Consider the following 14,200-nt stretch of genomic DNA (forward strand, 5'->3'; position numbering starts at 1 on the left):
GATTACACCTCGCTTTCCGTAAACATTCCTGCAAAATAAAAATGTCTTTCGTTTTCCGGAACATCAATATTAAACTGCAAAAGTTTAAGGCCGTTAATCTCTACCGTGTTTTGAATAACTTCTTGTTCAGGAACATGGACAAAGCCCCATTGATAATCATGCAAGGGTTGTTTTATCTTTGCAAAGTTACCGCAAATAATTTTGTCAAATGGAAATTCCGTGTTTGTTTTAAAGCCTGAAAAAGCAGGATTCGGAGTGAGATGATCAGTGCTACAAAATATTCCTATTATTAAATTTCCCGTTTTTGAATAAGGTATTTTTATATTAGTGTGTTTTTTATTTGCAATAAAATGGGATAATGTCAGCCCTCTAAATAGTGAATTGTGAGTGCTCTTGCTTGCCGGATTATAGAATTCTAAATCAAAAATTCTTGCAGGTGTCCATAAGAAATCCGTGTTTCTTTCGGCGACAGCCCAGCCCCCGATGTTCCAAGTTGCGACAGAGCCGGAAAGGGCTATGTAAGAATAGCCTTCATCATCTTTGATTATATCTTCTTTGTTATAATTAAACCCTATCCATTGGTAGTATCTTGAATCCCATGCGTCTTGGTTTTTAGGATTAAAAACAACGCTTTTGGCGTAGTCTGCGTGTTTATCGGCAACCTGCGACCCTAAAAGTGTTTTAATGCTTTTATCGGCATTGCACATCCAAGCGGTAGCAATCCCGTGGCTCCAATTGTCGGAGTTTGCGTATTTTATAAAAAATGTACCGTCTTTATTTTCAGGCAATTTTATTTTTACAACAATATAATTTGTAGGCGTTTGAGTTTCACAATTTGAGATGACGGTATGCCCCGTTAATTTAATCATGTATTGGGCATACCATTTCCCGTATTTAGTGATAGCCTGCGTTCCGACTCCAATTAAATTGGTAATAGGTTCGTCCGTCATTTGGAAATCTTCCCGTCCGTCCCAAATTATTTGACCGTTTTTGTAAAGCGGTTGTAATAAAGCCGCTTGTTTTTTAACTTCCCCCAAGCCTGCCTTAACCTCGTTGTAAGTTTCCGTAAGCCGATTAACGGCTTCTAATATTTGTTCATTTGTCATTTTTTTATCTCCTTATATAACTTTTATAAAGGGGTATACCCCGTATGATTTAGCTCTATTGTCTTCGGCTGTAGGGACGACTTTTGAAGCATTAAATCCTAGAAGTCTTAAGTAACTACTGCTTTGAGATGTTCCGGAGTCAATATAACCTGTATCTAGTGTTTGAAATACTCCAGTTGTAACATTGGGGTACCCATCGTTACCCTGAACGCCAACACGGCCCTTAATATTCCTTATTGCATCTCCTTGATATTCCAGAGCTAAGTCAGCTCCTCCTCGGCCGCTGCCGTCATCGACAGCTCTTAAAGCTACGCCCCGTAAGTCAGGCAGTTTTGGATAGCCGAAAGCATCATAGCCCAGATAGTTTTTCTTATTCTTATTCCCAAAATTTTCAAGCCAGAATTGATAAAATTCGGGGTAAAGTTCCGGGATAAAAGAATAGCCGTTAGCATACAAATAGCCATATACAAATTTTTTGCCGGTGAAGTATCGAATTTCGCCGATAGGGCCTGACTCTTTTATAAGGCGGTCTTTGTGAGCATTTTCCAGCTCGTTTGTTTTTTCTTGGATAAAGAGAAGCATTTTATTTTTTTCTGTAATGAAAAAACTATTTACTTCGTTTTGAAAATTTGTTATTGTTTGAAGGGCTGTATTGTTTAGCGTGTTTTCTGTATTTTGTAAAATCTCATCAATCAAAGATTGCTTGATGTTACCTTCAAATGCCCACACATTCCCTCTAAAATCCACCACTGCATAGCAGCCCAGCCCATAAGTTTCGGTATTTATATTTTGCGATATTTTGTTTGTGCCGGCTTCTTCGGTTCCGATTGTAACATTAAAATTTCCTGTCAACTTATAAACTATCAAATACTGCTTTGCACCGTTGCCGTTTTGTTTGTTAAAGAAAAGTTTTAATTTAAAATCATTTTTTAATTCTCCTGAAAGAATAATTACATTATTCACGGCCTCTTCAAAAGTCATTTTGATTTCTGCCCTGTTCGTGCAGTCGTACTCGATTATTTTAGATTGCCAAGCGGTAAATGATGGATCGGGGGCGGGCAGGGCCTGCGGAGTTTCGTCAAAGTTGATGAGGCCTAAAAGGTCGGTGTCGGGAGGGAAAGATAAATTATTTTCGGCATCACTCGCAACTTGCAGTACCGCCCTGGACTTATAATAATCTGCAAATTTTTTATTAAAAGCCTCTCTATCAACCTCTAAAGCTTCAGACATCTCATCAAAGATTTTTAATTCTACAAAAAGATAATCTCTTAAAGCCTTAAAAGCTGCTTTATAAGCATTTATCTCTGATTCGATTTTTTTTGCTTTTTGTAAAATAATAGGATATTCCGTTTCGATAATGCTCACTTCTTTTTTTAAAATCTGCTTTTCATTCGCCGTAATAACCCCGTCAGCCGATATATTCTCATGCAGTTTTTCAATATCGGCAATGATCTTAGACTGTGCAGCATCCGAACTTTGTAAATGTGTATGAATAGAATTTATAATTCCGCTGTCTATATTGCCTAAAACTTTTAAACTTCCTACAGTCAAAGCCTCATGGCTTTTATCATTTGATTGTAAATTCATTATTTCCTCCTGCCCCATAAGGCACTAGGCGCTTCACTGTTTATAATCTGCTCGCCTGCATAAAAGGCTTCTTTTACTCCTGATGTTGGTAATCCCAATGTAAGGGCTGATGCCTCCCAATATTTTTGGGCCGCTTTTTTAATATCTGCATCGGTTAAAGCTTTTGAACCGTCTATAAATTTTTCTGCAGCAACAAACACATTCGAGTTGCCTCTATATTTTGTCTTACCTGTGATTGCTTTTTCTGCAAAGCCTGTTATCATTCCGTTGATTAAAGGTACGCTGTCCGTGGCTTGTGTAAAGGCATAAAAAACTCCTCGGCGTATTTTATCTTCAGGTTCATCTTCATCGTCTCCAAAACCTTCGGTAACCGCACCCACTGCAATACCGGCTAAGGCGTAACCTGTAATTATTCCTGCGGCTCTTGCATATTGCTTATTTTTAATTGCATTTGGTAGATCATGCCTTATATTGTTATAGATGACATTAAGAGAACTTTGGAATTGCAGTAACATTCTTAAAGCCTCACCGCCTTCTCTAAAAAGTGGGGCTAACTCCTCAGCTCTTCCTGACGGTTGAGTTCTTACCAATACATCATCGGCCCATTGCGTGGCTTGTAAATCTATTTCTAAATCGGTTAATGGCTTTTCAAGGTTTGAGTTTTCTTTTTCAAGCATTGCTTTTTTTTCTCTAAAAGCTGCAAGCCAACCCGGAGCAACACAAGCCTTGTCTATCCACTCTAAGCCCTCCATGCCTTTTTGTTGTAATTTGGTAATGGCTTTACCGCCCTTAGTCTTAGCTTCTTTTGCAAGTTCATCTACTATACCCTGCATCATATCAAAGCTTCTGTCCTGCATTAGTTTACTATGTGAATGAATAAATTCCATCATTTCCTTATTATGCACTGTCAAATCTAAGGCTGCCTTTGCGTAAGATATGGGATTGACATATTGCATAAATGGAGCAGGGCTTGTTAAGCCTTGCTTTATAATACCTGACATTTTCCAGCCTAGATAAGCGGCTGCCGTATTACCCCGTAACATTCTTAACATCTTATCCGTATCGGAATAAACCCTTCCGGCTGTCGGATCTATAATCGTATTTACCTGTTTATCAAGGTACCTTAACGCCTCGCTTCCGTAGGCTGTTTCAAGAGTTCTCCTAAATTGTTTTGAATCATAACCTTTTATAACCCTGTTTAATTTTTGAGCATATTTGTCATAAGCATAAAGTCTTTCGTTTGCTTCTATACTTTCTAAAAACGTATTTACTGCGTTCAGCTTAATAGGTGATTGATTGCCTTTTCCTATATCAATACGCGCCTTAGTCTGTCCTTTTTCTATACCGTGCCTTGTGCCTGTTGCGTGCTCTCCCACAATCTTTTTTTGAGTTTTTCGAGCGTCTTCCTCTCCTGATACATCAAGCCTTAACATTGGAAAGTAATCATCTCTTATTTCTGTGATAATATTATTTACAGTGCGGTTGTGGTCTTTTAATCTGATACCCTCGGCTTTGTATTCTTTTTTTAAATAATCTACAAAGTTTTTAATCCTTTCATCGCCCCGGATTAGGTCTTCTGCTTTTTCAAGAACCCTGCCGTATCGCATTTCGGAAAAAGTATCTAATGCTCCATAGCTGTTTGATTGCTTAGCAATATCTCTTTCGTCTTGCTCTGCAAAGTTTCCGTATTGGACGGCGGCTCGGCTCTTTTCGTCAAAACCGGCAAGGTAAGCTCCTATTATCTCACTTACACTTAATGTTAAATCCTTTTTATCTTTTCCTACATAAAAATTTTCAAACAATATTTTTTTTTCTAGGTCTGCAACTTTTAATCCGTTCTTTTCCATGAACTCGTTAAAATTACTTAAGCGGGTATCCATTCCTGCTTTAAACCTATTGTAACATTCTCGCTGTTCAAATTCCAATAAGTCATATAGAACGCCTCGATTTCCGCCGTCAAGCATTTCTATAAAAGCGTAAGGCCTCATGGCTGCATACTTTAATTTTAACCTCAAATTCTGTAAGCCGCCTTTTTTTTGCTTTTCCGCATCGCTCCAAGTTGCTGCCTTTTCATCAAATCCTTTTTTGTGTATAAAGTTTTTTATACCCATATCTCTAATTAAAGCAGCTTCAAATTTTTCTGTTGCTTTTTTTGCAGAATATTTTTGTCGCCCCTCTCTATAAGTTTTTTCTATAACCTTTGCTAAGTCTATAAGCTCATCAACAGTCCATTGACTTAAAGGCTGGTGTTTTAATTTAGCAAGCATTGATTCAGGTAAAACGGTTGAGGCTAGTTTTTCTATTTGCTCATCCGTTAAATTCTCTGTTTTCATGTCTAAAAAGTTCTTTTCGGTACGGTTATAGATACCCAGGCTAAAAAACTTATTGCGAGCCGGTATTAGTCTTCGTGCGAGTTTTTTATCATCGGCCGTCCATTCTCCGATAGGTTTATTTTCAAGAAGGTTTCTTAAAGTCTCCCAGCCTTTTTTGTTTCCTGACATTCTACCTAATGTTTGCCGGTATTCCTGACTTGTTGACCATAGTGCATAAGCTTCCCTTATTCTGGGATCATCTTTATCTACTGTTGCATTTAAAGCTTTTTGTGCCTCTTTTTTTAAAAACCATTGAACTGCTGCTAAGGCTTCGGCTTCTTCGGCGTTACATACTTTTAAGTTTATTCTTTTCATAACTGCTTTTAAAGCAACATCACGGGCTTTAACCGTATCGGTTAAGACTTTTCTATTTATTCTTTCATTTTTTAATTGTTCTTCCAAATTGTGAATAATCCGGCTATCGTATGCGTTATCTTCTTTTAATTCGGCAATATGTTTTTCAAGCTCTTTTATATTTTTATTTTTTTCTTTGATAAGTTCTTCTATCTGTTTTATGTCCTCACTTGTGATTGTTCCCTTATTGATTCGATCTTCCATTTCCTTATTATTGATTGCCTTAAGAAGTCGTTGCTTTTCTGCAGGTCTCATATTTTCAAGTTTTAATTCATCCAACTTAATACCTATATCAGGCCTACTTTTAAGTTTTGTAGTAATAATTGCATCGGTTGTATCGGCATCTTTAACTTTCATATCTTCACGGCCCATGATATCTGCATAAAGAGAACGATAAGAGCGAGGACTATTTCTCATTTGCCCTTGAATATTTTTAATGGAATTTTCGGAAAAACTCTTGCCTCTAAAAGCATTTGACATTTGGCTTTTCCATGCGTGATTTTTCATCTCTCTATTTATTCTTGATTGTTTTCGTTTTAAATCATCACGGTAATCCGCTTCTTGCTCGTCTGCCGGCTTAAAGTTATCAAAATCAAAATAGTAAATATTTGCCGCTTCTTTTATAAATTCATATACTTTTTCAGTATCTTCAATTTCCTCAACAAACATCTCATCTTGAATTTCAGCCCTGGACTTAGGCTTATGTTTTTCCTCTGCATGATTTTCACTAACCGCCTTTGCGTAAGTTTCAGCCCATGCTTTCTCTTTTTCTGTTAAACTTCGTAAAGCAGTAAATCCGTTAAGTTCTGCAAAAATATTTCTAAAGCCTTGTAAATCCTCTTTAATATAATTCAAGGCTAAATTATACTGTTTTTCGGTTAAAGGTTTACCGTTTGTTATTTGGTATGCGATTGTAGAAAATGCCCCGTCTGAGTTTTGCATTAAATTTTTTAGTTCCGTAAAGCCTTGATTTTCTGCTTTTATATAAGCTTTCATAAACTCGCGAATAGCTTCACGGTTTTCCATCATTTTAAGGAATGTATCGTTTTTAACGTTTTCGTCTTTTAAATCTTTTTGTAAAGCTTTTTCAAGCTCAGGCGATAAAGCGTCCCTATAAGCCTTATCAGCTTTAGCCCTTTCTTCATTATTTGAATATAAAAACTTATAGGCTTCACTTGGATTTTCTCCAATAACAATTCTTTCTAAATGCTCCCTCGCAGCTTCTTCTCCTCCCGATTCCGCAGCCTCGGCCGTATCCTTATAGGTTTCTACCTCTGTTTGAAAATAGATATTATCATTTCCGGCATCAAAAGAACCCTCATTATCTACGGCCGATTTTATTTGATTGGATTCAAAAGCAATGTATATATGTGAACCATCGGTGCCGTCTACTATAATACCGTCTCTTTCATCTTCCTTTGCGTTTTCATAAATATCTTGTGCGTAGTAGTCAAAATAAGCGGTTGCACTGTCATTTGCTTCAAGCTCTCTTCTTTCTTCTCCTTTCCAAATTTTAATAGGATATCCGTCTTCTTCGGCTTCTTCTTCACTGTCATATCCTTCACCTGATAACAGCTCATTTATTTCATATTCAACATCAATATGATTTGCATCTCGAATATTTAAAAATACAGGCATAATAATGCCGTTTCCATACATTTCTGCAACTTCATAATTTCCGAAAAAAAAGGCTTTTTGATCTTTATTTAGATAGCTACCCTGACTAAATCCTCCGTTCTGTTTAAAAGTATCAAACTCATGACGTGTCCCATGATACACAACTAAAGGCTCACCATTTACATCAACTACCTTACTTGAATTTTCAGAATCATTTTCCCAATCGCCGAACCACTTCTTAAAGCTATCTGTTCTAACCTGTAACCATTGATCCTCGTCTAAATTAGTATCTTCCCCGTTCGGAGCTTTCAGCCATTTATCCGTATTCTCATACTTCGATCTGACATCGTCGATTTCTTTTAACTCTTCTTTTGTGGGCTCTGTTTGAAAAAATACATCTCCCATCTCGTTAAGCCGTCTTTGTTCAAGAGCCCTGTTTCTATTAAACTCCTCATAACTTGTATGTGATCTTTTTGCTTCCTCCTGTATTTTTGTCTTTATAGCCTCATCATCAAGATCAGGATGATACTTTTTATAATATTCGATAGTTTCAGCTTCATACTGTGCCCCGTTTAATCTTATATCCTCTTTGCGTTCTTCTGCTGCCTTTATGCTGTTTTGCATTGCTTCCCGTGCTGCCTGCGTCGCCTTTTCGTATGCCTCGTTTATCTTTCCTTTTTCTGTCTTTTCTGTATTGACGGCTTCGGCATTTTGAGGTATACTGTTATCGGAGCCGTGCAATAATGGCTGGTTACCTCTTTCATTTAAGGGGGCCAGAGGACTGAGCGCGGCTTCTTTTTTTATCTGATCTACAAAAATATCTTCAAAACTGACATCTTCCAAATAATAATGATAAGCCTTATTATCGGTTTCTTGTATCTCCTTAACGGTAAGATGAGCCTTATATGTTTTATCGTTGACGGTAAAACCTGTCTCAAAATATTTTATACTTGTAGTATATTCTTTGTTGTATTTGTCTTTTGTTGCATTCGTTTCTACTGCTGTTTCAATCATTTTATCAAGCAGCTGCATAGAGATTATTTGTTCTCGGCTCTTTGTTTTAGCTTTCCATTCACCTATAATATCCCTTGATACCCTTATATCAAGGTTTGTGTCTGCATTATGGTAGGTATTACCTTGAAAATGTTCTTTTGCATAAGCCTTATACTTTTCTTTTAAAGCCGTATCATCTAGGGCCTTATCTTCTTCTGTTTCGCTTATTTTGTTATTTTCGTAATCTTCAACAGATGGATATTTGCCTGTAGTGTTTTTCTTTGATTGCTTTATTTGTTCTGCTTCATTAAACCGTGTTTCAGCCTGATATATTCCCGATTCTTTTTTCCCCAGCATTTCATCAAATACTTCTTTAATTTCCGGACTGATTTCGGTTACAAACATATTTTCGATAGCTTTATATACCCTTAAAATAAAATCGGCGGCTTTTTCAAACAAAGTTTGTAATTCAGGTGTAGGGGCTTTGCCGTCAACATAGTATCTTTCGAGACTATAACAAAAGTTATCTTTATCTTTAGCCGTCCACTGCCCGTTTTGTACATCTAAAGCTGCTGCGGCTTTGGTTTTTAATTCTTCCGGTAAGGTCTCCAAAAAGACATGCCCTAATTCGTGCGCTAGTGTAGAAAAATCGCTTTTCTTGCTTAAATAAATAACGGCTCTGGCATAACCGTCTATATTTTTCCATGTTGTAGCTCCTTTTACATCGGAGGGATCTACACCTTGCTGTGCTGCAGCTTCGTCCATATTTTCAAACTTTTCATCAGTGAAAAAATTTTCTGCAAAAGTTTTAGCTATATATTCATCTGCACTCTCTTTAAAATTCGTTTCTGCAAAACTTTTAACAAGTTCATACCCCATTTGCCGCTGTTCGGCAGTCATATCGGGTTTTACTTTTTTTAATTGTTCATCAAACTTTATCCTTTGGTCGATAGTTGTTCTGTCTGTGTTTTCCGTAAAATACTGTAGGCCGTTTTCTTTTCCGTTCGGGTTTTCGGCTATAAGTTCAGCCTTAATCTTTTGTAAAGTTTCACCTTTAGGATTCCATTCAATTTTTGCACCCTCAAATTTCTCTCCAAAGTCTCTTACAAATTCTTTTATAATGCCTTGGTATTCATCGCTTTGAACTCTTACATTTTTAATCGTTACGGTGTTTTTCTCCTTGTCAAAGGAATAATAAATATGTCCGTAATCGTTATATTCGGTTTCCTGCGTGGGGTCTCCCACTATATACTCGCCCTCTATATTCCCGTTTGCTTTCTCGTGTCTTTGCCCCTCTGTAATATAAAGCCTATCACCATGTCTTACAACATCGGCTGCCTTGCCCCATCTTTTGGGTACGGGCTTTTCTTCTCCGTTTTCATCTTGTTCTTTTATGATGTTTCCTTGTTCGTCTGTTTCATAGATTATATTACCTTCCTTATCCCTCATTTCCTCGCCTTCAATTCTGGCGTTTTCATGAAGCCATTCATCATAATCGTTAATTTTTGCTTTTTGAAAACTTTCACGGGCTTGCTTTTGTGCTTCATAGATATTGTCAAGGTTTTCTTTTTTATCTTCATCAGTCATGCCTTCAAACATAACATTATCTTTATTCTTTCTGATAAAGTCCTCTTTTGAAGGATTTACTATTGCCGATTTTTTTAAATTGCTTGCTTCCTGCACATTTGCATTTGTATACTTTACGGCCCCCGGGACTCCCAACACCAGAGAAGCAGCAATACCGCCCTTAAAACTTTCCCAAACATTACCGGCAATAGTCCATGCATCGTCCGTTTCGACACCTTCCCCTTGTAAAACGGCGGCTAATTCCTTATTACCTGCGCTTACTAATTCCTGTACTGCTTCTTCAACTCCTTCACTAAATGTATCTACTCCATAATGCAGTAATCCCTTAGCAATATTTCCCATTGTTCCTTTGGCGTTCAGTCTTGTAATCATTTTACTGACTATCTTATCCGCTCCCAATCCCTTGCCTGTAATACTTGCAACATTTCCTAAAGACACTTCAATAGCTGCTTGTAAGCCTCCCGACATTACAGCCATTTTTTTAGCAAGTTCCGGTTTTACTCCTGCCTTTTTCAAATCTAAATATTCCAGTCCTGTCTGCATTTCCATAGATCGGGCAAAACCTGCAGCCGTTCCTATTCCTGGTGCAATTATAGAACCTAAAGCAGAAGGAATAAAAACATGAGCCGAAAAAGGGATCGTTTGTGCTCCTGATTGTAATAACTTGGTGAACCATGTACGGGGCATATCATCTTTTAGATATTCATTATCTTCTTCTATCTCTTTTATTTCATTTTGCAACCTTTGAATTTCTTTTACATCGCCGTTATGTTCTGCCTTTAAAAGTTGGGCTCCAAGCCCGCCTAATTTTACGGTGTTGTTTCCTAAAGAAAAACTATTGACTATGGAAGTAAAAGCGCTTTGAGGTGTTTTTTTGACAGGGCCTAACCACCAGTTATTCAAATCTTCCAAGTGTTCATATGTGTAGGATAAAGGCATGTTAAATTGTTTTGAATATTTATATGCAGAAGCAAATCTATAGGCTTCATCTTCAGGTATTTCAGCATTTGCAATCGCCGTATTTAGTATTTCATATTCTTCATCACTCAAATTGATTAAATACCTATCTTGATTCTTCTTTCGTTTTTTTTCTCTTTCCTCTATTTCTCTTATCTGATTTTGCGTGTTTAAAAAAGATAAATCGGCATTTTTATTTTGTAATCTATTATTATCAAAAACAGTGTTAGGTTTTCCAAAATCTAAATAGTGATAAGTCGTCTGTCCTCGCCTTCCTTGATTTTGTCCTAAGATTATGTCATTAAAATCACTCATTATTTTATCTCCTTATTTAAAAACTGCTCATGTTTTTATTTGATTGTCTAAAGTCTTTCTTTTTTTCTTTATAACTTTCAATAAACCTTATTTTTTCTTCATCCGATAATTTATCATATTCTGCTTTTATTTTAGGACTCATAGTTTTAATTAAACTTTCATTGATTATATCAACCGGTGAAATTTCTTTTTTGAAGGCTTGAATGACTTCATCTTTATTGAGTTTGTAACCTCTACCTATATTTTTATCTTTTTCTCTTTGATTTATTGCGTTATATAATTGCAAAAAGCGTTGCCTATCTTCTTGAGTATTAAGCTTATCATAAAAAGGTTTAATATCCCGTTGTATGCTTTCAGCTTTAAAACTGGAATGGGTTAGTTTATCAATCGCTTTTTTCTCTGCTTCTATTTTTGCATCTTTTTTATCCTGTCTGACTTCTTCAGATAACTTTTCCGTAATTTTCGCTTCTTTAGTTTTCCAATCAACAGTTTTTAATATAGCCTCGCCGTTTTTATTGGTTTCAAAGTAGGATGCCGTTTTTCCGTCTGTACAATAAATTCTATTTGCTTCTGTATCATAGAATATAGATAGCTTACCTATATCTTTTTCATTGTTAGGATTCAATCCTAGAGCAATCGCTGTTTCCCGTCTTAAATCGTTTTCATGAGCTGCTACGGCCGGCCTGGCTTCTTCTCGGATAACTACAGTTCCGTTTCTATCCCGTGTAATAACTCCCGGTTGGGTTGTTTCTGCTACTACCTTGCCTAAGTTTTCGGCTGATTCTTTTTTCCACCACAAGGCACCGCTTGAACCCGTATGTGCATCAAACATACTCGCTGTAGATTTGCCTGTTTGCTTTTCCATTAAAGACAATAAGCTTTTCTCGTCTAAATCCGTATATCTTGATTTTTCTACAATATTCAATAACCCTTCAACAAAATTTCCTGCATTTTCTAATGCTGTTTTTTGTTCTGCAGGCGGTAATTTATCTACACCTAATTGAGCTTTTCTGAGAGTCTCATATGTTTCTTTGTATTTTTTTACGGGGTCTTTTAATCCCGGCGGTAAAGCATCTTCTACCTGCTTATAAAATTCTTCTATGATGCCCGGATAAACATATTCCGGCGGGATTCCTTTCATTTCGGCAATTTTATTGATATCGCTTAACATCTGATTTTTCATATCTCTTGCACTGATATGAATCTTTGTTCCGCTCCCATCGTAGGCGTTTATTCCATACTTCCATTTTTCCGCATAAACGGCAGCGAATTTTTTCATATCCATAGAGCCCAATGCAGCTAGGGGGCTTCCCGATTTTATATATTTGTCTATGTTTTGTAAAAAGTCATAGTATTTTTGAGTATATGAAACCGCTGTATCAGGATTTATGGGCTCTCCCGACTGTGCTTGAATATTTTGTAAAATATTCATTCTCTTTTCGGCAAGACTTCTAGCCCCTGCATAGTCTCCATTTTGTACTGTAGTTAAAATATTAGTCCAGTTATTAGCCTCAACTTTTTCTGCCTTTTGCCATTTTATACTTCTTTGTTTATAATAATATCTTTCCACTTCCTCCGTTGCTTTTCCTTTTACGGCTTCTTCCGTAATTCTGCCTCCTGCAACTGTAACAAACTCATTTTTGTATTCTTGTAATTTGGATGTTACCTCATCAATCGAAGCGCCCTTATCGATTAAGTTTTTTCCAAAAGTTACCATGTCGTGATTCATAAGGTTTGCATAAGAATCCCTCATGCTTTGATTAAGCTGATCATAGCTTAATAATCCTCTTTCATACATGGTATGAAGTTTAGTGTCTATCAATTCCTTTTTTTGCTGACTACCGGTTTTAATAAATTTATTCCCGGTTTCATCCATTTCCTCTTTATCTGCAAAAGAATTGCTCAATATAACATTGTTTATATAATCAAAGCCCTTAGTAAAATCTTGAGTTCTCATCTTTTGATTTGCAATGCTTTTAACTAAAAGCCTTTGTTTCATTTCTTCATTTTTATATTGACTGTCGTATATTCTTCTTGCAAAAGGACTTGATAAACCCTTAGAAGTATCGTTATAAACATTAACCTTAAAATTTTCCCAATTTTTCTCGTAGTTTTCCCAGTCGTTACTGTTCTGCATATCAATGGTAAATTGATTAAAAGCCTCCATATCTTTAAGGGCTGCATCCTGCACTTCCATTTGAGCTTTTAACTGTAATTCCTTATCAATATCATTCAAAGCACCTTGAACAGCCCCGGAGGCTGCTTGAAAAGCATCAAAAATTCCCCGTCTACCCATAACTTAAACCTCTCTACTTTAACATATTCATATAAGGGCTTCTGTGTTTTCTTTGGTAATTTGATAGAGCTGCGGCCGTGCCTCCAAAGCTTCCTGCTCCACCGCCGAAACTTCCGCCGCCCCACTTATTAGCAAAACCTGCAATGCTTGTTCCAAAATTCCAACCTGAACCAAATCCGCCAAAAAGGTCTGTTAATCCATCCAAAAAAGAATACTCGGCTCTGTCATAAGCCCTCTGCATAGCCTGCTGCTTAAAAAATCCGCCTAGGTTTTGCAAATCTATACTTCCCTCTAAGTCGGCTCTGCGGTTTGCTATTTTTTGATTAAACAAATTGACAGCTCGTCCGCCCTCAGAGTAATCTGCCCTTAATTGCTTTGAATCCCTAAAGGCCTTGTTGGCGGCATCTCTCTCTTCATCTATCCTAAACATACTGCCCTTTAAATTACTGAAAGCACTCATAAGGCTTATTTCCTTTTGAGTTTCTCTTTGAGTTTTCATCAGGGCTAGATCCTGATTAAAATTTTCCTCATTTTGACTTAATAAAGCCTCGCTTGAATTAGCTCCGGCCCTTACACCGCTTGTACCCAATGCAGCCTTAAAAGAGCCTTGTGTGTTTTGAAAATTCTGTTTTCCTCGTTGCTCTTGATGTAAAAGGTTCTCATCCTGAGCGTTGTTTTGTTTTATCGCAAGATTAAAGGCTCGGCCTGTTAAGGTTTCGTCAAGGTCTGCTCTCATGTCTATACGCTCGCCCTGATGCCATATGTCGTCTGCCTTTCTAAAAGCGTCCTCTTGTTCTATCTTAAAAACGGACTTTGCATAATTTATATCTCTTTCTGCGGCCGCTCTTTGTTCTGCAATTTGAGCTTCCCGCATGCGCCTTTCTTCTTCACGTCTGGCACTTATTTCGGCTTGTTCTTCCTGAGCTCTATTCCAGCCTTGAAAAATACTAAACCCTGCACCTAAAGCACCAAAAGCTAAGCCTAATCCTAACATTAACCCCATGTAAAACACTCCT

5 protein-coding genes are annotated in these 14,200 nt (G+C 37.0%); all 5 read right to left on the bottom strand.

The genetic code is table 11. The features are described from left to right. Positions 1-2: 2 nt before the first annotated feature. Genes E4O04_RS05955 through E4O04_RS05975 form a run of 5 tightly spaced genes read right to left on the bottom strand, consistent with a single transcriptional unit; the run spans position 3 to position 14,187 of the window. Positions 3-1,106, bottom strand: a complete 1,104-nt coding sequence (locus E4O04_RS05955) for a hypothetical protein (protein WP_253710530.1) — start codon at positions 1,104-1,106, stop codon at positions 3-5. Positions 1,107-1,118: 12 nt separating this feature from the next. Beyond that, complete coding sequence (locus tag E4O04_RS05960; protein WP_253710532.1) at positions 1,119-2,693, bottom strand: phage tail protein; 1,575 nt, start codon at positions 2,691-2,693, stop codon at positions 1,119-1,121. Beyond that, on the bottom strand, positions 2,693-10,888 hold the full coding sequence (locus E4O04_RS05965) for an ADP-ribosyltransferase-containing protein (RefSeq protein ID WP_253710535.1): 8,196 nt from the start codon (positions 10,886-10,888) through the stop codon (positions 2,693-2,695). The genes E4O04_RS05960 and E4O04_RS05965 overlap by 1 nt, the downstream gene beginning before the upstream one ends. Before the next feature lie 16 nt (positions 10,889-10,904). Beyond that, positions 10,905-13,184, bottom strand: a complete 2,280-nt coding sequence (locus E4O04_RS05970; protein WP_253710537.1) for a hypothetical protein — start codon at positions 13,182-13,184, stop codon at positions 10,905-10,907. Between the two features lie 13 nt (positions 13,185-13,197). After that, positions 13,198-14,187 (bottom strand): hypothetical protein, encoded by a 990-nt coding sequence (locus E4O04_RS05975; protein ID WP_253710538.1) that lies wholly within the window; start codon positions 14,185-14,187, stop codon positions 13,198-13,200. Between the last annotated feature and the right edge of the window lie 13 nt (positions 14,188-14,200).

It is taken from the genome of Treponema sp. OMZ 799, assembly GCF_024181365.1.
GTDB lineage: Bacteria > Spirochaetota > Spirochaetia > Treponematales > Treponemataceae > Treponema_B.